This is a genomic window from Natrialba magadii ATCC 43099, assembly GCF_000025625.1.
Taxonomy (GTDB): Archaea; Halobacteriota; Halobacteria; order Halobacteriales; family Natrialbaceae; genus Natrialba; species Natrialba magadii.
The window spans coordinates 148,116-172,026 of sequence record NC_013924.1 but is presented as its reverse complement, the minus strand read 5'-3'; the positions used below and the strand labels follow the sequence as shown (position 1 = coordinate 172,026).

General features: G+C 59.7%; 16 protein-coding genes and 2 pseudogenes. 9 read left to right on the top strand and 9 right to left on the bottom strand.

The window, feature by feature from the left end:
* Window positions 1–86 precede the first annotated feature (86 nt).
* Entirely contained in the window at window positions 87–962 is an 876-nt protein-coding gene (locus tag NMAG_RS19810) for a universal stress protein (RefSeq protein WP_004216177.1), read from the bottom strand.
* An 80-nt stretch (window positions 963–1,042) separates the two neighbouring features.
* Window positions 1,043–2,344: a glutamine synthetase family protein gene (locus tag NMAG_RS19805; protein WP_004216176.1), complete on the bottom strand. Its 1,302-nt coding sequence runs from the start codon at window positions 2,342–2,344 to the stop codon at window positions 1,043–1,045.
* Between the two features lie 402 nt (window positions 2,345–2,746).
* Here NMAG_RS19805 and NMAG_RS19800 point away from each other — a divergent pair, with 402 nt between their 5' ends.
* Window positions 2,747–5,365, top strand: a complete 2,619-nt coding sequence (locus NMAG_RS19800; RefSeq protein WP_004216175.1) for a DUF1508 domain-containing protein — start codon at window positions 2,747–2,749, stop codon at window positions 5,363–5,365.
* Window positions 5,366–5,433: 68 nt separating this feature from the next.
* Here NMAG_RS19800 and NMAG_RS19795 read toward each other — a convergent pair whose 3' ends face one another.
* A complete protein-coding gene (locus tag NMAG_RS19795) occupies window positions 5,434–6,519 on the bottom strand; it encodes a PAS domain-containing sensor histidine kinase (RefSeq protein ID WP_004216174.1) in 1,086 nt (361 codons plus the stop codon).
* A 153-nt stretch (window positions 6,520–6,672) separates the two neighbouring features.
* On the opposite strand from NMAG_RS19795, the gene NMAG_RS21260 reads away from it, so the two are divergent.
* Window positions 6,673–7,673, top strand: a protein-coding gene (locus NMAG_RS21260; RefSeq protein WP_076611239.1) for an IS630-like element ISNma7 family transposase whose coding sequence is annotated in 2 segments (ribosomal slippage) — window positions 6,673–7,165 and window positions 7,165–7,673 — 1,002 coding nt in all. Because the reading frame shifts where the segments join, the coding sequence is not laid out codon by codon here.
* A gap of 92 nt (window positions 7,674–7,765) precedes the next feature.
* On the opposite strand, the gene NMAG_RS19780 is transcribed toward NMAG_RS21260, so the two are convergent.
* Both NMAG_RS19780 and NMAG_RS19775 read right to left on the bottom strand, forming a co-directional pair.
* Window positions 7,766–8,101 carry a DUF7344 domain-containing protein gene (locus tag NMAG_RS19780; protein WP_004216170.1) on the bottom strand — a complete coding sequence of 112 codons (336 nt, stop codon included), beginning with the start codon at window positions 8,099–8,101 and terminating at the stop codon, window positions 7,766–7,768.
* Window positions 8,102–8,343: 242 nt separating this feature from the next.
* Complete coding sequence (locus tag NMAG_RS19775; protein WP_004216169.1) at window positions 8,344–11,292, bottom strand: bacterio-opsin activator domain-containing protein; 2,949 nt, start codon at window positions 11,290–11,292, stop codon at window positions 8,344–8,346.
* A gap of 212 nt (window positions 11,293–11,504) precedes the next feature.
* Between NMAG_RS19775 and NMAG_RS19770 the strand changes: the two genes are divergently transcribed.
* The gene (locus NMAG_RS19770) at window positions 11,505–12,950 is read left to right on the top strand and encodes a hypothetical protein (protein ID WP_004216168.1); all 1,446 of its coding nucleotides are present in this window, start codon (window positions 11,505–11,507) and stop codon (window positions 12,948–12,950) included.
* Window positions 12,951–13,163: 213 nt separating this feature from the next.
* Here the strand turns inward: NMAG_RS19770 and NMAG_RS19765 are convergent.
* From NMAG_RS19765 to NMAG_RS19750, 4 genes and pseudogenes are all read right to left on the bottom strand, one after another.
* Window positions 13,164–13,988, bottom strand: a pseudogene (locus tag NMAG_RS19765) (sensor histidine kinase); the annotation flags it as partial.
* Window positions 13,967–14,230, bottom strand: coding sequence for a PAS domain-containing protein (locus NMAG_RS19760; RefSeq protein ID WP_004216166.1), 264 nt, complete (start codon window positions 14,228–14,230; stop codon window positions 13,967–13,969). The gene NMAG_RS19760 and the pseudogene NMAG_RS19765, both read right to left, overlap by 22 nt.
* An 847-nt stretch (window positions 14,231–15,077) precedes the next feature.
* Window positions 15,078–16,373, bottom strand: coding sequence for an MFS transporter (locus NMAG_RS19755; protein WP_004216164.1), 1,296 nt, complete (start codon window positions 16,371–16,373; stop codon window positions 15,078–15,080).
* Window positions 16,374–16,376: 3 nt separating this feature from the next.
* Window positions 16,377–17,489 carry an MBL fold metallo-hydrolase gene (locus NMAG_RS19750; protein WP_004216163.1) on the bottom strand — a complete coding sequence of 371 codons (1,113 nt, stop codon included), beginning with the start codon at window positions 17,487–17,489 and terminating at the stop codon, window positions 16,377–16,379.
* An 86-nt stretch (window positions 17,490–17,575) separates the two neighbouring features.
* Between NMAG_RS19750 and NMAG_RS19745 the strand changes: the two genes are divergently transcribed.
* The 6 genes and pseudogenes from NMAG_RS19745 (at window position 17,576) to NMAG_RS19720 (ending at window position 23,882) form a co-directional block, all read left to right on the top strand.
* Window positions 17,576–18,307, top strand: a complete 732-nt coding sequence (locus NMAG_RS19745; RefSeq protein ID WP_004216162.1) for a helix-turn-helix domain-containing protein — start codon at window positions 17,576–17,578, stop codon at window positions 18,305–18,307.
* Window positions 18,308–18,502: 195 nt separating this feature from the next.
* A pseudogene (locus NMAG_RS19740) lies at window positions 18,503–19,936 on the top strand (ATP-binding protein); the annotation flags it as partial.
* Window positions 19,937–20,054: 118 nt separating this feature from the next.
* Entirely contained in the window at window positions 20,055–21,125 is a 1,071-nt protein-coding gene (locus NMAG_RS19735; protein ID WP_004216160.1) for an ABC transporter ATP-binding protein, read from the top strand.
* On the top strand, window positions 21,122–22,003 hold the full coding sequence (locus NMAG_RS19730; RefSeq protein WP_004216159.1) for an ABC transporter permease: 882 nt from the start codon (window positions 21,122–21,124) through the stop codon (window positions 22,001–22,003). Before NMAG_RS19735 ends, NMAG_RS19730 begins: the two co-directional genes overlap by 4 nt.
* Window positions 22,004–22,177: 174 nt before the next feature.
* Window positions 22,178–22,561, top strand: coding sequence for an IS200/IS605-like element ISNma12 family transposase (gene tnpA, locus NMAG_RS19725; RefSeq protein ID WP_004216158.1), 384 nt, complete (start codon window positions 22,178–22,180; stop codon window positions 22,559–22,561).
* 61 nt (window positions 22,562–22,622) lie between these two features.
* Window positions 22,623–23,882 (top strand): RNA-guided endonuclease InsQ/TnpB family protein, encoded by a 1,260-nt coding sequence (locus tag NMAG_RS19720; protein WP_004216157.1) that lies wholly within the window; start codon window positions 22,623–22,625, stop codon window positions 23,880–23,882.
* Window positions 23,883–23,911 lie beyond the last annotated feature (29 nt).

Below are 23,911 nucleotides of genomic sequence, written 5' to 3'. Positions count from 1 at the left end.
CACAACGGCATGCGACCAGATGAGACCCGGGCCAGGCTGCTGCAGTCGGCAAAAGACGACCCGTCGTGTCGCCATCCATGTCGGTGCTAGCCGAACCGATCGAACACGGATCCACCGACCGTCTCACCGGCCCGAGCGAGGATAACCGTCCGGTCGGTTCGGTGGACGACCGATTGCGGGATCGAGCCGACGATCCGACGCATTACACCTTGACGGGTCGCGCCCAGCACGAGCACGTCGTGGGCGGCCGCCGCGTCCAGGATCCCGTCGACGATCTCATCGGCTTCGCGGACCTGCGTCTCGGTTTCAATTGCGGGGCCTGGACTCTCACGAAGGGCAGTGTGTGCGTTCTCGACGGACGCACGCGCTGTTTCGTCGTCCACGTCGGCCGCAACAACCGACAGGACGTGGACGCTGGCGTCGTTCCGTGCAGCGATCGCCTTCGCTGCCGTGGCTGCCGGACGCACGTGCGGTCCTCCGGCCACCGGAAGCAGGATCGACTCGACGCCGTTGGCCTCGTGCCCGATCTGTTCGACGTAGAGATCACACGGCGCGCGCCTGATCAGCCGATCCACGTTCGTCCCGAGGATGGCATCGGTTCGGCCCGATCGGTCTTGCCACCCGATGACCACGGCTCGTGCATCCGTGGCGGCGATTTGCGTGAGCACCCCGTCGGCGACCGATCGGCCGACGACCAGTTCGCTCTCTGTCGTGACAGCGTCGGGTGCGACAGCGGTCGCCTTATCGAGGAGTTCCCGGCTATTTCCCGAAAACTGCTCGATGATTCGTTCGTCCGAGTACATCGAGAAGGGAGACTGTGGTGACTTGACGACGACCGAAACGATCTGGACGGCGGCGCCGGTAGTTTCGGCGAGATCGCCGGCCGTCCTGACCAGTTGCTCGACGTGGTCGGGATTTGCCACCGCGACCAGAATCGGTTGGGTCTCACGTTTCGAATTCATGCGTGGTACTACATGCCACAGGGATGAATAGCCCCCGTTTCAAAAATAGAAAAATTCTGTCCGCGGGAAATACCCGTAATTCACAGGACGCCGAGATACCGCCGTTCCCAGTCGGTGACGTGGTCGTTGAACTTCTCTCGTTCGCGGCGTTTAACCGCGGTGTAGGCCTGGATGAACTCCTCGCCCAGCGCCTCTGTCAGGACATCGTCGTTCTCCAGCGCCCGGAGGGCTACCTCCGGCGAATCTTCGAGCGGTGGGCGCTGCCCCGCGGCGTCACCGTCCACGGGCTCGCCGGGGTCGATGTTCTCGCGAACGCCATGAAACCCTGCGGCGAGCGTCGCCGCGACGACGAGGTACGGGTTGGCGTCGGCACCGGGGATGCGGTTTTCGACTCGAAGCGGCTTGGATTCGGGAATGCGGACGGCCGCCGTGCGGTTGTTGTACCCCCACGACCGGGTGTACGGTGAGAAGCTACCCGGCGTGAATCGCTTGAACGAGTTGATGGTCGGACAGCCGAGGGCCACCAGCGCGTCGGCGTGCTCGAGTAGCCCCCCGACGAACGCTCGCCCCGTCGCGGAGAGAGTATCGCCGTCGGCGAACGCGTTGTCCTCGCCGTCGAACGCCGAGACGTGCAGGTGGAAGCCGTTCGCGGAGGCGTCGGTGAACGGGACGGCCATGAACGTGCCGGTGAGGTCCTCCGCGTCGGCAGCGCGCTTGACGAGTTCGCGGAACGTGAACGCTCGGTCTGCGGTTCGCATCGGCCCGGCGTGTTCGAAGAGGACCTCGAACTGTCCTGCACCGAACTCGTGCATCAACACCTGCAAGGGGATGTCCATTGCGTCACTCCACGACCGGAGGTGATCGTAGACAGCGGTGGCTGCCTCTGTCGCCCGCGTGATGCACTCGTGGTTCCCGTCGGTCAGCGGTTCGATCTCGTCTTTGCTCTTGTCTTCGTTCTCACGGAGGAGGTGGAACTCCAGTTCCGCTCCGACGCCGATATCGAGGTCCGGTCCGTTGTCGACGACGCGGGCCAACAGGTCGCGGGTGTATGCGCCGGCGGTGTCGCCGCGAAAGGAGTACGTACAGCGGACACAGGCGGTGTCATCGCGCCACGGGACGACGCGAAACGTCTCGGGAACGGGGTGGATGGTTCCGTCGGCGAAGTTGAGCGACTCACCGAGGCCGCTCCCTTCGGGGACGTCTGTCATCGAGGAGACGCCCAGAAGCAGCATGTTCATCGAGAAGCCGGTCTCGAATTTTTCGATGAAGTAATCAGCGTCAACACGCTTCGAGCGGGCGACCCCGTCGATGTCGGGGAACTCGACGATGACCTCTCCGATACCCTCCGCTTCGATGGTCTGGGTAATGGTATCTGGTATCATACAACAGGCAGATTCAGCTACGGTCATAAACTTTGCTCCGATTCCGATATTTTCGCCACAGTTAGCCCCACAGCGTAGCGAACTCGCTCTCACCAGTGGGGTCTCCGAGGTGACTGAGGGACACCTCACGAGAAGGGGACAAGGATAGCATACAGAACGGAGCAGACGCGATGACGCAATTTCTCAACGCGTAGAGTACCGTTGACACGAGAGAGTCCCCCGTTGTTCCCGTGAGTGACGAGTGCTCCGACACTCGCTGTCGGAACGATGACCACACCGGCTCGCCGCTGCCCGTGCTCGTCTTCTGACTCCCTCCCACGACTGAACTCGTGGGCTCTCTCGCTGTTTTCCGTGTAAGGTGGACATTCTTATGGGTCAGTTGATGCTCCGGATCGGATACGAATGTCCCTCGTTCGCAAGCGCGGTTTTCGAACCGGTGGTGGTGGTCTGGGGCTGCTACTCATCGGAATCTCGGCTGATGCGTCCGCTCCCGCCTGGTGGCCCGCCCAGAGCCCGGACCTCCAGAGCGGCGTGCTCGCGACCGCTCTCTTGCTCATCGTTGGGCTGGTCGCTCTCGGCATCACGGCGGGGAGCAAGTACCGAACGGACGACGAGCTCGAGCCGTCCGCCGCGCCGGTACTCCCGAGCGGTGACGACTCGCCGCGCACCGAACTCGCTGTCCGTCAGGACGAGACCGGTGGATGGCAATGGCACGTCGTCCAGATCTCCCCCCTGGCGACGGGTGATGTCGGTGCTGACACGCAGTCCGCCGCGACCACTCGCACCGAACAACTCCAGACCGCGATCGAGACGGCTGGGGTGACGGAACTCCCTCGAGCGATGGTTCGTGTAACGGAATCCCGCGACGGGGAGTGGCGGTGGTCGCTGGTGCGGGCTGACGGCACCGCGGTCAGCACGAGCAATCAGTTGTTCGAGGACCGTGACGCCGCCCTGTCGGCCGTCAGTCAACTGCAAGAGCACGGATCCACAGCCGACCTCGTCGAGGTCGAGGGCGCGGCGATCACCTACAGCGAAGAGCCCGACGGCTGGCACTGGCGGCTGGTCGACGACGAACGGACCGTGCTGGCGACGAGCGAGCGCGGCTTCACGAGCCAGGATGAGGCCGCGGATGCCGCCCGGACGTTTGCCGAGCGTGTCACGGAGGCGCCGCTGCTCGACATCGAGACCGCCGGAGTCGAACTGTACGACCGCGAGGACGGCTGGGCGTGGCGCATCGTCGACGAGAGCGACGAGATCATTGCCGACGCGGCCGCGACGTTCGAGACGCGCCGGGCGGCAGAGGCCGCAGCGGAATCGGTCCTGCCGGCGTTCGATTCGGCGGCCATCACCGTCGCCGGGGAGCCGACCTACGAACACTACCGGGACGAGTCGGGCTGGCGCTGGCGACTCGTCGACGCGACCGACCGCGTACTCGCCCGCGCCCCCGACGGCTATTCGGAGCCCGAACGTACGGACCGGATGACCGAGACGTTCAGCGCGGCCGTCCCTGACGCGGACGTCGTCGCGGTCGACGACGCAATCTACGAGTGCTATCCCGGGGCCGAGAGCGAGAACTGGTCTCGGACCGGGAGCGGCGGTGACACGGAAGCCATCGACGGCGAGGATGCAGGTGCCGAAACGCAGCCGGACGCAACCACCGACGCCTGGCACTGGCGCCTCGTCACCGCAGACCGCGAGGCTATCGCTGCGAGCACCGTCCCCTACACCGACGCAGCGGCGGCCGCGGACGCGATCGAGCGGATCCGCGAGCAGGCCCGTGAGGCGGAGCTGATCGAGTTCGAAACCGCCGCGTTCCAGGTCTACGAGGCCGGAGACGGCACGTGGCGGTGGCGGTTACTCGACGAGGACGGCAGCGTCCTCGCCGACAGCAACACAGACCACGCCTCGCGGAGCGAGGCCGCTGAGGCAATGTTGACCCTGAAAGAACAGGCGCCCGACGCCGACGTCCTGGAAATCGAGACGGCGGCGTTCGAACTGTTCGGCACCGAAGACGCAGAGTGGGGCTGGCGACTGATCGATCGCACCGGCACCTGCCTCGCCGCAGGGACGACGACCTATCCGACGCGAGACGACGCCCGCCGCGCGATGGAGCGACTACTCGAGCACGTCACGGCCGACGTCCAGACGATGGACCAGCCCGCGTTCCAGCTCAGTGCGAGCCACGACTGGCGCTGGCGGCTCGTGCACCCGACCGGCGACACCATCGCGGTTGGCGACGACCCGTTCCCGACACGGGATGCTCTCGCCGACGAACTCGAGACCGTCCGTGAGACAGCGGCCGCCGCCCAGGACGTCACGCTCGGGGAGGTCACCGTCCAGCTCTACGACAGCGGTGACTGGCACTGGCGGCTACTCGACCGCGACCGCGAGGTACTCGCAGCGTCCACGGTCTCGTATCCCGAACGCGAGGCTGCAGTGGGGGCAGTTGAAACCCTGCAGCAAGGCATTGCGGACGCCAGGGTCTTCACGATCGACGACGCAGCGCTGCGCCTCGACGACGCCGATGGGTGGCGCTGGGAGCTCATCACCCGTGAGCGCGACGTGCGCGCCCACTCGAGTGAGGTCGTCGACACGCGGGCGGATCTCGTGGCGGCTCTCGAGAACGTCCGCCGGCTTGCGCCGCTAGCCGATTCGATTGGCATCGGGGAGCCGTCGTTCGACCTCGTCGAGACCGAGTCCGGTCGCTGGCGGTGGCGGTTGCTCGCCGCCGATGGCACTCCCGTTGCGAGTGGGGCTAACACTCACGAGTCGGATTCGGCCGCCCGGGACACGCTCTCTGCGGTGCAGGAACTGCTCGATGAGGCAACCGTCCGCGAACACGACAACGTCACCTTCGAGCTCTGTGCGACCGCGGACGGGTGGGGGTGGCAGTTAGTCGACGCAGACGGCGAGATACTGCTCGAGAGCACGCAACCCTACGCGACGCGGGCCGGTGTGCGCGAGGCACTCACCGAACTGAAAGCGCAGGTGGTCGACAGCGAGTTCCCGGTCGCTGAGTAACGTCCACCCGCGACTTCGGTCGTGAGAGTCTCTTGCTGGTCAAAGATAGCAATCTCTCAAAAAGGTGATCACGTATTGGTTGCCGGAAGCGTGAACGAAAACGTCGCTCCCTCTTCGGGTTCGGAGTCGACGTAAATTTCGCCTCCGTGGCGTTCGACAACCCGTCGACAAAGTGCGAGGCCAATCCCTGATCCTTCGTACTCCTCGTGACTGTGGAGTCGCTGTAACACCTCAAAAACACGGTCTGCATCGTCTTGCTCGATACCAATCCCCTCGTCACTGATCGAGATTTCCCACTCGTCTTCGTTACGCATCGCAGAGATTGACACTCGGGGCTTCTGCTCGCCGCTGTACTGAAGCGCGTTTTCTAACAGGTTCTGGAAGAGTTGGCGGAGTTGGCTGGCGTCACCGTCAACAGTCGGCAGCAGTTCAGCGGTGACTTCAGCACCGGTTTCGTCGATTCGAACGCTGAGATCCGTCAAGACATCGTTCAGTACTGCCTCGAGATCAACTGAATCGAAAGACTCACCCTGTGTTTCGACTCTTGAGTACGTCAGGAGCCCCTCAATCATTGCCTCCATCCGCTCGGCACCGTCAACTGCGAACTCGATGAACTCTTCGGCGTCTTCGTCGAGGTCGTCGCTATACCGATTCTCGAGCAGTCGGAGGTAGCCCGTGACCATCCGTAACGGCTCCTGGAGGTCGTGGGAGGCAGCGTAGGCGAACTGCTGGAGGCGTTCGTTGGACTCTTCTAACTGCCGCTGGTACGTGTACCGGTTGGTGATGTCGAAATGCGCGACAGCAACGTATCTCTGGTTACCGTCAGTGAACGATGCTGCTCGCATGAGAAACCACCGTTGTTCGTCGGGAGAGTGGCACGGATATTCGAACTCGAAGAGTTCTCGTTCTCCCGTTAGAATCTCGGACAATCCAGCGGCAGCAGCTTGGGCTCTCTCTGTCTCCGCTTGTTTGGTAATCTTGAGATAATTAGTGCCGACTGTTTCTGGCCGAAGGTCGATATCATTCGCCTCGCCGAACTCCTGCCATGCACGATTTGTATACAGGATTGTCCCCTCGTTATCGAGGATTGCAAAGTTGATCGGGAGTGTATTCACAGCCGCTGAAATGAGCGTCTCTGGCTCCCGGCCGTTCATATCTGTTTGCAGTTGACTGACGCTAATAACGTTGTTCCCGTTCTGGTTGCAACGCAACTTTCTTGGGGATCAATATTTCAACCGGCGGTATTGTAACAACTGCAACTATAGTAACCGTTAGATCTTTCCGCCCATAGATTGTTGCTACTTCTAATGGATCATCTCGACGAGATCTCCGTCGAAGAACTTCAAGACGCCCTTGATAGGGTTGAGGGAGCTAAGCCGACACAACGATTGTTAGCGGCGATTGCGTACAAGAACGGCGTGAATCAGACCGAACTTGCGGAATGGCACGACACTGGTCGACGAACAATCTACAGTTGGCTCATGCGACTCGATACGGACGAACCGCTTGAGCAAGCCGTTTCTGATGCTCATCGATCCGGGAGAAAACGAAAGCTCTCAGAAAAAGAGCAACAAGAGTTCGAAGAAACAGTCCACAGGTCTCCTGAAGAAGTTGGTTTTGACGCGCCGGCGTGGACGCCGGCGCTTGTCCAGCAGCATCTCGCCGAGACCTACGATGTCGAGTACTCAATCCCAAGCTGCCGGCGGTTGCTCAAAGAAGCGGGATTGAGCTATCAAAAACCACGCCGTACAGCCGCCGAATCTGAGGCTGAGGAACAAGAAGCGTTCCGCGAAGAACTCAAAAAAAGCGGCGGGAAATGGACGCCACAGTAGTCTGTATCGATCAAACCAAGAAATCCGTCCAAGTTGAGCCGCGTGCCGCGTGGTTTCCTCGCGGCACGCGACCGTCTGTTGAATTGTCCGGACAACGCGACTGGACGTGTCTCTTAGGTGCGATCACCGAGGACGGTGATCGCTTTTTCGCTCGATTCGAAGAGTATGTAACGGCTGATCACGCAAAACACTTCATTCTTGCATCATGTAATGAGTTCGAAGAGGACTTGATTATTGTGTTGGATGGAGCGCCGTATTTTCGGGCGTCGGCCGTCACGGACCTGGCGGCCCGTGACGACCTCGCCTTCGTGACATTGCCGGCGTACTCGCCAGAGCTGAATCCCGTCGAAGAGTGCTGGAGACAGCTCCAAGCGGCACTCAGCAATCGTTTCTTTGGCTCACTCAACGAGCTTACAACAGCGATCGATACAGCTATTGATCAGATCACCGTCCCAAAAGTGAGCAATTATTTCTAACGTCTACTATAGTTACACACTGATCGCCGAGTCATCTGGCGATCAGGTGTGCAGTGACTTGCAGTGGCTACTATAGCCCACTCCAGTCACAGTCAGCCGTCGGGTAGTTTGTTGGCGTGGTTCTGCAGCACCTCCAGCAGGGGTTGGATCTCGTCGAAATGGGGTCCCTTCCGTACTGAATTGGTGTCCCGGTCCCACTCGATGAATCCTGACTCTTCCAGTTTGGGAAGGTGGGAATGCCTCATGTGAATTCGACGCGTTTCCAGGTCCTCAGCTGCGAGTTCACTGTCTGCTGGGAGCTGTGGGTTATCGGCATCCTGCGGATTATGCTCCAACAGCGCCACAAGCATGCGGCGACGATACCGGTTTTCCAAGACGTTCAACACGATATCCATCGACGATGGTGAATTCGCTTCTTCGGTCATCATGGGAAGCTTACACCCTCAATCAGGGAGGGTAGCAACGAAAGAATAGTCTCGGAACCCTGCGCACGTCCTCACCACCACATCGCACTATTGCGAACGCACATCGATCACAATCACACGCTCTTTCTCTCAGAACCGCTCTCCATCTACTCAAACGCCGGTAAAGAGGATATACGACGATACATAGGTAACTAGGAAAGAGAGTACAGAACGCAATAGTGAGAGGAATAGCGACTGGTATCCAACTACGCATCTGGGACGTGATCAAACACCATCGCCAGGAGTGTGCGTTCGCCACCTCTGAGGTGATAGTTGAACGTCGATTGCGAGAGGTCCAGCGCGTCGGAGAGTTCCTTCCCCGTTTGGACGCGGGGGGACTCGAAGTACCCACTCCGGTAGGCCAGTTGGAGTATCTCTTGTTGACGAGGGGTGAGACGCTGATCGAATGCGGTTTGGAGCCGCTGTTCCGTATCGGGTGACCTGGTTCGAGACTGGCGAGCGAGCAAATTACAGTCGGGCACGTCTTGCTTCAGCCCCGCAACGAACTCGCGGACGTCAGCTGTCTCCGGTAACTCCACGACGGCAGTAGCCGTCCCCGCATCGATGTTTAGCGAACGGATCGTCGCGCCCCGGTCGAGGAATCTCCTGGCAAGCGTCGAGTTAGCCAGCTGTGCTTTGAACAGGAAACCGCCGTTCTGTTCCGCTAGATGGGATACTTTCTTGATGACGAGCGATCGCTCGCCGGCATCAATCATCTCGTCGGGGGAGACATCTCTCGTAGTGAAGAACACAGTCACGTCCCCGTCGGCTCTCGGCACTACTCCCTCAAACTTGAGTACACAGTCTGCCTCCAGAGCGAGCCGAACGAGTGGCGTTTCCGCCGTCGTTTGAAGCGTGAGTTCGACAACGCTGTCGGTTCGCTGAGCCACTCTGGTTTCGACCGCGTGAATCGCGTGGGCAATCGTCTGTCCGAGTTCCGAGAGGACGTCCACGTTCCGTTCGTCGGGCTGTGGCGTCCTGCCGTATACAACCAGGACACCGTAGATAGACTCATCGTACACGAGCGGGATACAAAAACACGACCGCCCACCGGATTCAAGCGCGGCTTCTCGCCATGGCGTTGCCCGTGGATCTGTTGCGGTGTCAGCGACGACTTGAACCTCGCCCGACCGGACTGCGTCGACGACCTGGCTCTCACCAATGGCAGACTCCTCACCTGTAGTGAGCTGTTCCAGAGATGCCGTATCAATCCCCGCCCACTCCCGAGGGGTAACCGTGCCGGCGGCTGCGTCGAACTCGCCGGTCCAAGCGAACTCGAACAGCCCAGATTCGGCCAGGCGGTCGCAGACGGCTTCATCGATGGATTCGACTGTTTCCGCCTGGACGAGCGCCTGATCAATCTCCCTGATCAGTATGTTGAGCCGGTCAAGCCGGACTAACTCCTCGTTCTGCTGTTCCAACTCCGCTTTGCCGGCGGCACGGTCCAACGCGGTCTCGACTGTGGTGGCGACCGTCTCTACGAGATCAACTAACCTATCGTCGAACGTGTTGACTCGAGTGGAGCCGACACAAATAACGCCATGTCTGCCCAACGGGGCGAAGACACGACTCCGCAGTGGGAACTCTCCGCCCTCGCTTTCACTACTTTTGACGTCGTTTCCGACGTCTACATCATCACTGATGAATGCCTGCCAGGCCTGCTCGGAAAGCTGGTCTGGTAGGTGAACTGCATCAGCGTCTATGTCGGGGCTCGTTTGACTGGCGTATTCGTCGAGTTCGCCGATCGCCTCGTCGTAGTGCCAAAGCGCGGCGTACTCGACGTTGAGGACCGACTGGGCGATGTCGGCGGTCCGGCGCTTTATGTCCTCGGGATCAGCCTCGATCAGTTCCTGGGTTGTGACGTTGAGTCGTTCGAGCGCCGCCTCGTTCTCACGAATGCGTTCTTTCGCCTGCGTTCGTTCGGTGATATCGCGCGAGAGCGCGAGTACGTACGCCCGATCTAGCTGATCCAGCTCGATGTACGAGACGTTGACTTCCACCGGGAACGTAGAGCCGTCCTTCCGTTGATGCGTCCCGTTAAAGGTAGTGTGCCCATCGGCTTTGAGATCCATCACGAATTCCCGGTAGTCCTCCTGCGTGGGGAGCTCGGTGTCGATGTCGGCTATCGTTAGATCCAGTAGTTCCTCGCGAGGGTAGCCGAGCTGTCGGATGGCGGTGTCGTTGACGTCGAGAATCTCGCCAGTCTCAGGATCTTCGACGAAGACGGCGTCGCTGGAGTGATCAAGTAACGTGCGAAACAGTGCCCGGTCGCGTTCGTGCTCCCGGCGTTCAGTTATGTCGCGGAAGTAAATTGATAGACCCGATGCGGACGGATAAACGTGGACCTCGAACCAGCCATCCAGCGGCGGGTAGTACTCCTCAAATATGGTGGGCTCCTGGGTGGTGACAACCTCGCGGTAGTGCTTCTCGAACGTCGTTCCGAGCGCCGGTTCGAACACATCCCAGAAGTTTCGGCCGACCAGTTCCTCGTCATCGAGAGTAATCAGTTCCTTCCCGCGGTCGTTGGTATATGTGATGACCCAGTCAGCATCCACCCCAATGAAACCGTCCGTGATGCGGTCAAACGTCTCTTTGAGATCGTTCTCCCGTTCGTGGAGCTGTTGCTTCGCATGTATTTCCGTGATCACCGCCGCCAGCACGTTAGCGATGCTCTGGACGAAGTTCACGTCGTGGTCAGTGAATTCGTGGCACTCAGCCGTGTGTACACCGAGGGCACCCCATGGATCCTCGACAGAGCCGATGATAACGCTGATACCGCTGACGACGTTGTGACTGGTAAGCAACTCAGGCCCGGAAAACCGTTCATCGGTTCGAAGGTCGTCTACGATGATTGGCTCCTCTGAGAGCAGCGTGTAGCCCGCTTGCGAGTCCACAGCCGCCGGCACCGTCGCGTCGCCGACGAGACCATCGCGCCAACCGACGCCCTGCCGTAAGATCATTTCGTCCTCACCAGGGAGCAATTCCAGCACCTTGGCGTAGTCACTATCAAGTGTCTCGGCAATAGCAACCGTAGCCTCGTGCAATAACTGGTCGAGATTGTTGGTTTCGAGTGCTTGCTGACCGATTTCGGCGGCAACTTCCTGTTGCCGGACTCTCGTTTGCAATTCGGTGTTCTGTCCGGCAGTCGAATCCATGCTGAAGTCTGTAAGACAGGAATATAGGTAAAAGAACCGACCTTTATTCGCGCATAGGCAGGTTGAATAAACAAAATAGTTCTGCCGTACGCCACTGTGTCGGGCAGTGAGCAATCCACCGGTTATCCGAGTCAGTACCAAATCGACGCTCAATTTGCACAGCCACTATTGTCGGCAGAAAACATATTGCGAGCCAGTCTAAATGATAAAACATGAACCGCCGCACGGTCCTCACGACGGCCGGTCTCGTGGCAGTCGCCGGCTGTCTCTCTGAGTCCTCCGACCCCGTAACCGAGGATGATCCCTCCGAGTCGGAAACTGACGATGGTCCAGGCGACAGCAACGGCGACGACGATGACCCGGCCGATGTCCCATCGACGTTCGATGCGACACTCTCGTACCCCGAGTACGTCCTCTCGATGAACAGCCAGCACGCCGATGAAGCAGGACCGAACCAGATCACCACCGCTACAGAACTCGAAACACCCATAGCTGGGGCTGTCGAGACGGCCATCGACGACGGCGAGTACGAGACTGACGAGGCCGACGACACCCTACTCGAGGAACTGGTTGGTCTCCAGTACGTCGACCACGACGGGACGATCTACGACATCGCGTATACGATGCCCGAATACGTCGTTTCGGGTCACGATGTCCCCGAGAGCGAGGTCGATCACGACCGAACGATTTCTGCGATGGATGATACGATCCGGGTACTCGACGTCGACAACCGGGAAATCGTCACGGCGGTCAACACCGTCCTCGAATCGTTTCGCGGTTCGGACAACGAGGGTGGTGCAAGCGATTACGACTACCGATCGACTGTACTGGACGAGCACCTCGAGGAGTTCCTCGATGAATACGACTACGTCGCGTATCCTAGTGACGGTGTGGACGGTCCAGATCCTGAGGGGTACATCGAACTCGAACGTGACCACGAGGATCCGGGATCGCCCTACACGATTACGGCGACGGAGGTCACCGACGAGCAACGGTACGGTCGTCCGGTCACCGACGTCGAGTCCTATTCCAATCCGGTCGTCGACGCACTCCGTGCCGCCGCCGATCACGGACCACTGCGGACCGACAAACGACCCGACGGAATCAACGCAGTACTCGAGGAAGACGCCTACGTCCGGGTTGACGGCGACGTCTACGACCCCACTTTCGAGACTGTCGACCACGATGTGGTACCGATCGACCTCCAGATCACCGATGTCGACCCCGACGAGCGGCGGTTCACTCTCGAACTCACGGCCGAAGACGAGCCGATACTGGTGTTCAGTGGCGCACCGGAACCGTTCGGCATCCTCAGTGCGTACCCACTGATTGACGGCAACATCGATGCGGACGATGGCCGGGCGATCCTCTGGACCGATACCTACGAAGAGGATGGTCACGTCCACGTCGGCGAAGGCGACGGCGACCCCTCGATCGGCGTTAACGACATTGGGATCACCACCACCCTCGAGCCCGGCGAATCGATACACGAGACCTACGAGATCCACGAGGAATGGGGCTTCGAGTCCGGCCACTACCAGCTTGAAGATGCGCTGTCGATTGAGTGGGGCGGTGACCTCGAGACGCCGGACAGTAGCCCCGACTCCTCGTCGTACCCGTTCGTCATCTCGCTGGCAGTGCCCGCACTCGAGTCCTAAAACGGTCGCTGATCGTCTCACGGTCGAACGCACCGGAATTCCTGTATTTGCCGACGGGACGTTGAATTGCGAGTGTGTAGACTGGTTGCAAATCGCCTCGGGGTCAAGCCCCGTGGCATCCGCCTCGATTCTTCTGTGAAAAGTCACACGAGCCGGGGGTATCCGCAATCGATGCCAATCGCACTCGTGTCCGGTTCAAGACGGCTGGCTCACTCACTCATCGACATCACTTGCTGCTGGTAACATGAGCGAGAACGTCGATCCCTCGCCAGGTTCCGACTCGACCCCGATTTCGCCGCCGTGGCGTTCTACAATCCGTTGACAGAGTGCGAGTCCGATACCCGCACCCGGATGTTCTTCGTGCGTATGCAGGCGCTCAAACACCTCGAAGATGCGCTCCTGCCCGTCGGAGTCGATCCCGATCCCTTCGTCTCGGATCGAGAGAATCCACTCGTTGCCCTCGCGCTCGGCGGTGACGTCGACCCGTGGTGGTTCGTCGCCGCTGTACTCAATCGCATTACTCAGAAGATTCTGGAAGACCTGACGTAGTTGCCCGGCGTCGCCATGTACACGCGGAAGATTCTCGGTCGCGACCTCGGCATCACTCTCTTCGATCTGCATCTGTAAATCTTCACGAACAGCGTCGAGAACGTCGTTCAGGTCGACCGGTTCGAACGGATCTCCTCGGGTTTCGACCCGCGAATACGCGAGTAACCCCTCGATCATACTCCGCATGCGGTCGGCACCGTCGATCGCAAACTCGAGGAACTCTTCGCCGTCCTCGTCGAACGCATCTCGGTATCGGCGGTCGATCAGCTGGAGATAGGTCGAGACCATCCGGAGCGGTTCCTGTAGATCGTGGCTGGCGGCGTAGGCGAACTGCTCGAGTCGGTCGTTGGATCTCTCGAGTCGTTCGTTCGACTCCTCGAGGTCGGCTATCAGTTGTTCGAGTTCCTGCTGATATCGGTGGCGTTCGATAGCCTCGGTGAGAATGTTGGCGACGGACTGAACGAAAGTCACGTCCTGGCCGGTGAACGTCCGATCCGGTCGACGTCGTGATCGGTGAGAACGAGCGAGACGTGTTCGCCGAGGAGTTCGTCGCGTGAATATCCCATCGTTTCCACGATTACATCGTTGACCGCAACGAAGTGTCCATCCGAATCAAGCTGATACACGCCGTCGTCGATCGTGTTGACGAGCGTCCGATACCGGTGGAGCGCCACCTCATCATCGACATCCCCCCAAAATTCCCCGTCAGGAGCGCCCGCTCGTGTACCCATTACTTTCCGATAGGATTTGTCCAAGTTAAAACACTCGCCGGTCATGCGTCTGTGAATTTCGTCGGGGATCCAAGGAGTCTCAGAATTATCGAATTCGTCCTTCGAATCGGTCACAGAAGTTGTAATCTGACATCCTCCCACGACTGAAGTCGTGGGGTTCCACAGTCACAGACTGTGCTCCGGCGGAGAGGGTCCCCACTCGTTGCATCGCACGGTGGGGTCGTGGGCCGTGCCAGTTTGGCCCCCGACTCGGATAGCGGGCTTCATCTACTGCCCCGCTGGCGTGCATATCCTTACCCGAGACTCGGTAGCACAATTTACGGTACGAACCAACGTCGTTGTTTCAGGAGATGTCGGATTCATCCCACGGCTTTAGCCGCGGGCTTTCTCCTTGAACCACTGTAAAACGGTTGTTCTGTTAGTGCGATTCGTGGATATGATCGCGCAGCGACTCTGTATCGTCGAATTCCTCGCTGCAGACTCCACAGGTGTGGTGGTGGAGTGGAAGGTGTTGGCTGAGTCCTGCTGCCGATTCAAACTCTTCGTCGCACGTTGAACATTTGACTGCCATTGCGTTATTAACGCAGACAGAATAGCATAAAAAGGTTTGTTAATAAGTGGCGAAAATCCAGACATAGTGTGTTAACTTCGACACGAGGATTCTTATCCCACGACTGTAGTTTCGGAGACCTCGGTAACTGCCATCGCTTCCCCTCACTAGTGTGATATTGCTTTGGTTTATCGATCATGTCAGCGAGGGAATTGTGCTGTGCAGTCTGACTCAAAAGTAAACGACCACGGGTCGGGTGACCCGTGGAACTCTCGCTGTTTTCTTTAGATGGCCCGGTCAAGACTGTAAGCCCGGGTGGGTCTCTTCCATCCAGGCAACGACGAGGCCACCGGAGAGGAACATCGCGATGGCGGTGCCGTAGAAGGCGGCCTCGATCGAGAGTAGGTCGACCGAGAGGCCAATGAGGATAGCACCGACGGCGTAGCCTAAATCTCGCCAGAGGCGGTAGACCCCGAGGCCAGTCGAGCGCCACAGCGGGTGGGCCGCGTCGCTTGCCACCGCAATCAGATTGGGGTAGTGCAGTGCCATCCCGACGCCGGAAAGCGCCGAGAAGAGGATCCAAAGGTAGTACCCTTCGACGAGCACCATCCCGAGGACGCCCGCGCCGGCGAGGAAGAAGCCAATAACGATTGGCGGCTTGCGTCCCACCCGGTCACCGAGTCGGCCGGTGTAGACCTGCAGGAAGTACGCGGCGCTGTGGACGCCGACCACAACCCCGACCTGGGCGACGTCCAAGCCCTGGCCGATCAGGAATATCGGGAAGGCGATCCAGACGAGCGTGTCGACGAAGTTCTCGACGTGGCCCGCCTGCGCTGCCGTAAAGAGCGTCCGGTCCTTGTAGGTCGCGCGCTTGACGATTTCGATGAACGAGAGATCGGCCTCACTCGTTTCGCCGTCAGTTTCGACGCCGACGCCGTCGCCGTCGCTATCGCCATCGCCATCGCTATTGTCGTCGAGACCCGCCGCCTCTGCTTTCGCGTAGGGGAGCGTCTCCTCAATCAGGACGGTCGCGATGAGCAAGGCGACGACGATCACTGCCGCAAGGAAGTAGAACGGCTCTGGCCGGAGACTATACTGGGCAGCGATCACGCCCGTCAGCCACGCGCCGACGGCGACGCCAGTGTAGCCGAAGGCCTCGTCGAGCCCGGCCGCGAGCCCCCGCTGGTCGGGGCCGGCGAGTTCGATCTTCGAGATCATGCTCATGCTCCAGGCGACCCCCTGATTGACCCCGAGTAAGACGTTCCCGACGGCGATCCAGCTCCAGCCCGGGGCAAAGATCAGAATGAACGGGATCGGAATCGCGGCGACCCAGCCCGCGATCAGGATCGGCTTGCGGCCGTAGGTTTCGGCCCACTTCCCCGAATACAGGTTGAGTACAGCCTTGACGATCCCGAAGCTCACGACGAACGAGCCGATCACCAGGAGCGACTCGACGCCGAAGGTCTCCTCGCCCATGATAGGCACGACGTTTCGCTGGGACCCCATCGTGAGCCCAACGGCGAAGACCGTCATGATCTGGAGGGCAAACTGTCGCCAGTTCCGGCGGATACCCTGTGCGTACTCGCCGCTCATGGGTTATTCGGCCGCACAGCGGTTGGGTCCGAGCTCGAGTTCGTCCGCCTCTTCGTCGGAAACTTCCTCGGTGCCAACATTGGCAAGCTTGATGCGCTCGAAGTTCGCTGGCTGGTCAGGAATGTCGCCAGCCAGTGCTGCAACTAACGTCTCCCGGTCCTGGCAGAACGCTTCGTTGCGCTCTTTTACCTCGCTCAGGCGGGCAGCCACAGGTGGCTGGGGGCTTCCGGAGTCATGGGCCGGCAACACGAGCGGGTCGCCCTCGAAGGTACGCAGGCGCTCTAAGCTCTCGTAAAGCGTCCCGGCGTTGTCCTCGACGTCCGTGTCCTCGAGTCCGGCGTCAACGCCGAGTTCGACCCGACCAACACTGTCGTGAAAGAGTGTATCACCGGTCAAAAGCGCCTCCGATTCGACGGCGAAGGTGACACTACCCGGGCTATGACCTGGCGTATGTACCACTTCGACCTCGACGGCACCGACCGCACGGCGGTCGCCGTCCTCGACGTGGGTAGCACCGATTCCGTCGTCGTCGGCGGGATGGAGGTAGTACGGGACGTCGTGGGCCTCGGCGAGTGTCTGCCCACCGGAGACGTGGTCGGCGTGGGCGTGCGTGTCGAAGACGCCCACCAGATCAGCGTCGTACTCCTCAAGGATTGCCTCGTACTCCTCGATGTACTGAGAGGGTTCGAAAACGGCAGCCTCTCCCTCAGAGACCAGGACGTGGGAGAGACACCCCGTTCCAGGGCGGGCGACCTGAATCAGGTCACCCTCGAGGTCGCACTCGAGTTCGGCGTGGCGGTGGACGCGTGCCCAGCCGTTCATTCCCTCGGCGAGGACACTCGCGTCGTAGCCGCGTTCCTGGAGGAGGTCGGCCGCGTCTCCGGCGAGGACGCCCGCCGCACAGACGGTGACGATCTCCTCGTCTTCCGGCAGTTCGGCCAATAGATCGCCCGCTGCCTCAGGGTCGTCTTGTAGTTCGTCGTAGACGTCGATGTGCTCGCTTCCGGGGACGTGCCACTCCGCGAACGACTCGGCGTCACGGACGTCGACCAGGGTGACATCGTCGTCTCCCTGCTCGAGTCGTTCAGCGACGGTTTCCGGCGTGATCTCTGTCATCGATGGCTGGTAGGGACAGGAGGGGCATATCACCGGTGCCAGTTATGACCGGCACCGTTATTGAGAAACGGGCCCACGTACGAGCTATGAGTATGTACGAAGTCTCGTTCAAACTCCGCCACGAGTGTCCCTATCGGGGGCTCTCCGAGCAGTTTCCCGGGGTTTCGATCCGGGAGTGGTATCTCCAGGATTGTCAGGTCCTCGAGATCACCGCTTCGGACGCCAGCGACGACGAGTTGCTCAAGCAAATCGACGCGCTCGGAACGGTCTTGCACACCACGGCCGACGGCTCAGACCTGCATGTGATCGTCCAGTCGTGTGCCTGTCCCATCGAGGAGTCGATCATCCGTCGGTTCGAGCGTCACAACTGTGTGCACCTGCCGCCGACGGTGTACCGCAACGGCTGGGAGCACTATTCGGTGATTGGCTTCGACGAGGCCGACGTAACGGCGTTGCTCGCCGAACTCGACGCGGACCGTGAGATCGACGTCCTCTCGAAGACCTCGATCGAGGAACGACACGTCCCTCACAGTTCGCTGTTCTCGGTCGATCGACTGTTCGACGGCCTCACCGAGCGCCAACTCGAGGCCTTACGGATCGCGCTGGACGCAGGCTACTACAACCAACCACGGGGCGCATCGATCACAGAGCTCGCCGAGGAGACGACTGTTGCGCGGGCGACTTTCGAGGAACACCTGCGGAAGGCTGAGAACAAACTCGTCACGAACGCCGGGCAGTTCGTCCGACTGCTGACCGAGGCCCAGGGCGACGTGTTGCGTTCGGGAGCACGGAGCGTAAAACCGGTCGGAGACGACTGACACGTCGAGCTGGATGGGAGTTATTGCCAGACACAACGGGGTTGGCAATGTAGGTGCGAGTCTGGTGGTCAGAGCGGGAGTCCAGTGACACGCCCACCGCTAAAGCGGTGGGTACCTGACAGACCTCCTCGCTGAGATTCCCACCCACCGAAATAGCCAAGTCATTATCGCAATAACCATTATGTAGAGTATGACTTCTACGACCGAGGAGACGAACTCGCTGTATTGAACAGCGCCTTTACGTCACCTGGCCACGCGTTCTATGTCGTTTACGGACGACGTCGTGTCGGGAAAACCGAGCTACTCAAAGAGTTCTGTTCTGAGTACAATCATATCTACTTCCTCGCAGCGCAGGAAGCCGAACATCGCCAGCGAGAGAAATTCGTTGAACAGGTTGCTGAAGCATTCGACGACCGTGTGCCACGAATCGATGGCTGGGATGAGGCCTTCGAATATCTTGGTGAGAAGCTTGCGACAGAGAACGTTGTGGTGGTTATCGACGAATTCCCCTACCTCATCGAAGAGAACGACTCGATACCATCCTATCTGCAGTCGTTTGTCGACGAACAACTCCAGCATACAGACTCGATGCTTGTTCTCTGTGGCTCGAGTGTGAGTACCATGGAATCTGAGGTACTCGGTCATGAAAGCCCACTGTACGGTCGGCGGACGGGGCAACTCGACCTCCGGCCGTTCTCGTTCCAACAGGCCAGAGAGGTCATCACGTACGACATCATCGACTCGATTCGCTCATACTCAATCACCGGTGGAACACCGATGTATCTCACGCTCTTTGACTACGAGCAATCGCTCGCCGAGAACGTTCAGTCACAAGTTCTTTCGCCGACAGCCGCCCTCTACAACGAACCGGAGTTCCTCTTGCGCACCGAACTACGAAACCCCGCCCGATATATGAGTATCCTCGAAGCAGTCGCGCTTGGTCACACAACGCCGAACGAGATTTCGGGGGCAACGGGAATCGATTCGGGACCGCTCTCGAAGTACCTACAGACACTCCGACGACTCCGACTGATCGATCGAGAGATTCCAGTGACGGCATCGGCCAAGAAGTCGAAGCGGTCACGATACCGCGTTGCCGACGAGTTTCTCCGATTCTGGTTCCGATACGTTGAGCCAAATCGATCAAGTATCGAAGAAGCACCGTCAACCGTTTTCGAAGGCACGATCGAACCCGATCTTCCGACACACGTCGCGACAACGTTCGAGGATGTCTGTCTCGAGGCAGTCTGGGAGAGTATCCGACGCAGCGATTTTGAGCCCTACTCGGAAGTTGGACGGTGGTGGTATGCCGAAGACGAGATCGACATCGTCGGTCTCGCACCTGACGACGATCGTATCCTCCTTGCCGAGTGTAAATGGACAGCCGATCCAGTTGGACACACGCTCGTCGACGATCTTCGTGCGAAGGCAGAGAACGTTCGATGGGGATCTGCTAGCCGAGATGAACAGTTTGCTCTCTTCTCAAAGAGCGGATTTGTCGACGGCCTCGCGGAAACTCTCGACAGTAGTTGGTCACTTTTCGATATGGATGATCTCAGTACACTCTTCTCGAGTCACCGAAGCGGTAGCACGGAGGCCTCTTCCTCAACGAACGAGCAGAGCGAGTGAGTCGGGGGTTGGAGAAGGTGCTTTGATTTGGCTGTGAAACGAGAGACAGCGACCTCCTTGAAGCGACCATGGCATTTCGAAGTCGCAGGTATTTCTCGTCTGCGCCCGTATCTACTGTATGTCAGACGAACAATTGATAGGAGGTGCTGAAACGCTCCGTGAGCACTCACGGGACTCGAGTGTGAGTCGAGTCGAGTCTGCCAAACACACCTCGATCGATATCTCTGAACTCGAGCTCACGTACGCTGACGGAACTGAAGCCGTTAGCGGCGTCGATCTGAGCGTCGGTGATGGCGAATTCTTCGGGTTTCTCGGTCCTAACGGCGCAGGCAAGACGACGGTGATCAAAGTGCTCGCGACACTGCTGTCGCCGACCGCCGGCGAGGTCCGTGTCAACAGGTTCGATGTCCAAACCGAGCCGCGAAAGATTCGGGAATCGATCGGCTACATGGCCCAAGAGACCAGCATCGATCCGGAACTCACGGCCGAGGAGAACATTCGATTCGCGTGTGAAGCTTACGGCGTCCCGCGAGGCGAACGGGACGAGCGAACCGCCGAACTGCTCGACCTCGTCGACCTCGAGGCGGTCGCCAACAAGCGCTCGGAGGAGTTTTCCGGCGGGATGAAAAAGCGACTGGACGCCGCCACTGCGCTCGTCCACCGGCCGCCGCTGGTCTTTCTCGACGAACCGACGACCGGTCTCGATCCGGCGGCACGCAATCGTCTCTGGGAATACTTCCAGCGAATCAACGAGCAGGGGACGACAATCTTCCTCACCACGCAGTACCTCGAGGAGGCCGACACGCTCTGTGAGCGGCTGGCAGTCATTCTCGACGGCGGGATTGTCGCCGACGGATCTCCCGCCGATCTCAAGCGGGAGGTCGGCGGCGACGTCCTCGATATCGAACTGGGCGATGGACCCGAGGCCAGGGCGCGCGCTGCAACAATCGCACGCGAGTTCGACGACTTCGATGCCGCGACCGTCGAGGAGACCGAGACGGGAATCAGCGTCACCGCGAAAGCGGCCCGTCAGTCGGGAACGGATCTCCTCGTTGCACTGCGGGACGCGGGACTGATCGTCACCGGATTTAATGTTCGGGCGCCGACACTGGACGATGTCTTCCTCGCGATTACGGGTGAGCGCGTCGACACCGACGATGGCGCGGCCATAATGGAGGAGTTACCGTGAGCACGCCGACCGAATCGGGAACCACCGACCGCGAGGTGGCGAGATCCGCAAACACGTTCACCGGAGACGTCTGGGTCAATTTCAAGCGCTGGAACCTCAAGGCCGTCCGGAACCCGTTCGTCCTCGTCGTCTCGCTCGCACAGCCGTTCATCTTCCTCGTGTTGTTCACGGAGGTGTTCGGCAACGTCGCCGGCGGGGCGGTGAGCGAGGGGTTGGGGTCGGGAGTCGACTACACCACCTTTCTCGTCCCGGCGATCGCGATCCAGGTCGCGCTCGCATCGGCGGTCACCTCGGGAATCGGGCTGGTCAACGACATCGAGAACGGCATGTTCGAGAAGGTGCTCGTCTCGCCGATGAACCGAACCGCCGTATTCGTCGGCAAAACCCTCGCAGAGGTGTTCCGTATCGCCCTCCAGATAGCGATCATCCTCGGACTGGGTGTGCTCCTCGGCGCGGAGATCACGACCGGCGTCGTCGGTGCCGCCGGGATCATGGCCGTCGGCATCCTCTTTTCGTTCTGGTTTATCGCGTTCTCGAACATGCTCGCGGTGCTGACTCGAGACCAGGAGTCGACGATCATCGGCGCGAACCTCTTGCAGTTCCCACTCCTGTTCCTCTCGAGTGCTTTTCTCCCCCTCGAGGTGCTCCCGAACTGGATTCAGTTGTTCGCTCGAATCAATCCTGTCACGTACGGCGTCGATGCCGCACGTGCGATTATGCTCGACGAAGACGTGATGACCGTCCTCGAGGTGACGGCGTTCGGCGGCGCGCTCGACACGATTGTTCCCGCCGTCGCCGTTCTCGCCGGACTGGGACTCGTGTTCGGTGCCGGAGCCGTACATCTGCTTTCGAAGGCCTCGAGTTCGGAGGTTCGGTAAAATCAGCTCCTATTCATCTGATAACTGTGATACATAGTTCGAGCGCATACCCGCGTCTTCAGGCGCGGGTCGAGCGGTAGGCATAGTTCGTCCGAACTACGTTGCTACGAACCGCTGGATTTCCCGCGTTTTCGGTAGTTTTAACAGTAGACTCGATCATAGTGTGTAGTACGGATGAAGACCAAACGGCACGCGACCTACAACCTTAACTATCACATAGTGTGGGTCCCGAAGTGCCGAAACTCGGTGCTGGTTAACGAGGTCGCCAACCGTGTGCGTCGAATCCTCCACGAGATCGCCGACGAAAAAGGGTTGGAGATCATCGACCTTACCGTCCAATCCGACCACGTACACCTATTCGTCAGTAGCCCACCAAAGCACGCTCCCTCACTCCTCGCCAACTGGTTCAAAGGCATTAGTTCCCGGAAGTACAACCACCGCCACGCCGACCACGACGGCGAGAAAATCAAGTGGGCACGCGGCTACTATGCCGGAACAGCGGGACACGTCTCAAGCGAGACGGTGCAAGACTACATCCAGCGTCAACAGAACTCATGAGTTCTGTTTGGCACACGAGAAACGCGCCGCGTTTCTCGGGACGACACGAGGTGGGAGACACGTGACCGAACTCACTGAGACGCTGGAACTCAAACTTGTGGAGCTGAACGCCCACAAGCACCGCAAACTCTGTGAGACAAAACAGGCGTACCAAGACGCCCTCAAAGCCGCGTTTAACGCGAATTGCACCACCCAGACCGAAGCGAACGATGTGGTGGTCAATTACGACCTGTCGGGATACGCGAAGAACGCCCTCAAGAAGTACGTCCCGCAACTCTGTGGGGACAGCTACAACGCTGACGAGCTTCACAACGATCACCCGGTTCGGTTCACCAACGAGGGGCCGAAGCTCGACCACCAGCCACAGAACGCCCTCGAGTGGTACGTCAAAATCCCACACCACGAAGACTACCATCTCTGGATTCCAGTACAAATCAATCCAAACCAACGGGAGTGGCTCGAGGCGTTATACGCAGACGACGCTGAAATGGGTGAATGCCGACTCATCGAACGGGACGGGACGTGGTACTTCCACGTCACCGCTACCCGCGACGTGGAGGAACAATCTCAGGCGTCCGTCGACGAGCGGACGCCGATTGGTGTGGACATCGGAGAAGCGAGTCTCGTCACGGTGTGTCACCGCGACGAGAGCGGTTCTCCGGTTCGCCCCGAACTATGGGCCAACGACGGCAAAGCCGTCCGTCGGCTCCGCAAAACCTACTTCACCGCCAAGCGGCGGCTTCAAAAGCGCGGCAGTGAGCGAATCGCGGAGTCCTACGGTGACACACTTTGGAGCCAGATCGACAATCTATTCCACCGTGTGACCCGCGAGGTCATCGAGTACGCTGAGTCTGTCGAGAATCCAGTATTGGTACTGGAAGACCTGACGTACATCCGCGAGAACATGGACTACGGCAAGTATATGAACCGGCGGTTGCACGGGTGGGGCTTTGCGAAGCTCCACGCACAAATCCGGTACAAAGCCGCCGAGAAAGGGATTCCCGTCGAGACGGTGAATCCCCGGAACACATCAAAAGCGTGCCACGCCTGCGGTGAACATGGCTCCCGGCCGCGACAGGCGACGTTCCGGTGTTCGAACGACGACTGTTGGCTCGGTGAGTACCAAGCTGACGTGAACGGGGCGATAAACATTGCAGATCGCTACCGTAGTGGAGAGAGTCACCGCCGAAGTGACCGGGCTTCCCGGCAGAAGGCTGGTGACGATGACTCGGCTACGGATGGGGCCTCTTTGACCGGGCCACAAGACAGCCACGCCGATGCTGAAACCCAGCAGAAGACGTGTGGACCGTATGCGTCTTGAAACCAACAGGCCACAACGCTGGGCCTGAA

Coding starts and splice junctions, on each gene's coding strand:
- NMAG_RS19805 (WP_004216176.1), bottom strand. CDS start 2,344: ATGATACCAGATACCATTACCCAGACCATCGAAGCGGAGGGTATCGGA.
- NMAG_RS19760 (WP_004216166.1), bottom strand. CDS start 14,230: ATGGGTACACGAGCGGGCGCTCCTGACGGGGAATTTTGGGGGGATGTC.
- NMAG_RS19775 (WP_004216169.1), bottom strand. CDS start 11,292: ATGGATTCGACTGCCGGACAGAACACCGAATTGCAAACGAGAGTCCGG.
- NMAG_RS19735 (WP_004216160.1), top strand. CDS start 20,055: ATGTCAGACGAACAATTGATAGGAGGTGCTGAAACGCTCCGTGAGCAC.
- tnpA (WP_004216158.1), top strand. CDS start 22,178: ATGAAGACCAAACGGCACGCGACCTACAACCTTAACTATCACATAGTG.
- NMAG_RS19745 (WP_004216162.1), top strand. CDS start 17,576: ATGAGTATGTACGAAGTCTCGTTCAAACTCCGCCACGAGTGTCCCTAT.
- NMAG_RS19800 (WP_004216175.1), top strand. CDS start 2,747: ATGTCCCTCGTTCGCAAGCGCGGTTTTCGAACCGGTGGTGGTGGTCTG.
- NMAG_RS19755 (WP_004216164.1), bottom strand. CDS start 16,373: ATGAGCGGCGAGTACGCACAGGGTATCCGCCGGAACTGGCGACAGTTT.
- NMAG_RS19795 (WP_004216174.1), bottom strand. CDS start 6,519: ATGAACGGCCGGGAGCCAGAGACGCTCATTTCAGCGGCTGTGAATACA.
- NMAG_RS19780 (WP_004216170.1), bottom strand. CDS start 8,101: ATGATGACCGAAGAAGCGAATTCACCATCGTCGATGGATATCGTGTTG.
- NMAG_RS19770 (WP_004216168.1), top strand. CDS start 11,505: ATGAACCGCCGCACGGTCCTCACGACGGCCGGTCTCGTGGCAGTCGCC.
- NMAG_RS19810 (WP_004216177.1), bottom strand. CDS start 962: ATGAATTCGAAACGTGAGACCCAACCGATTCTGGTCGCGGTGGCAAAT.
- NMAG_RS19750 (WP_004216163.1), bottom strand. CDS start 17,489: ATGACAGAGATCACGCCGGAAACCGTCGCTGAACGACTCGAGCAGGGA.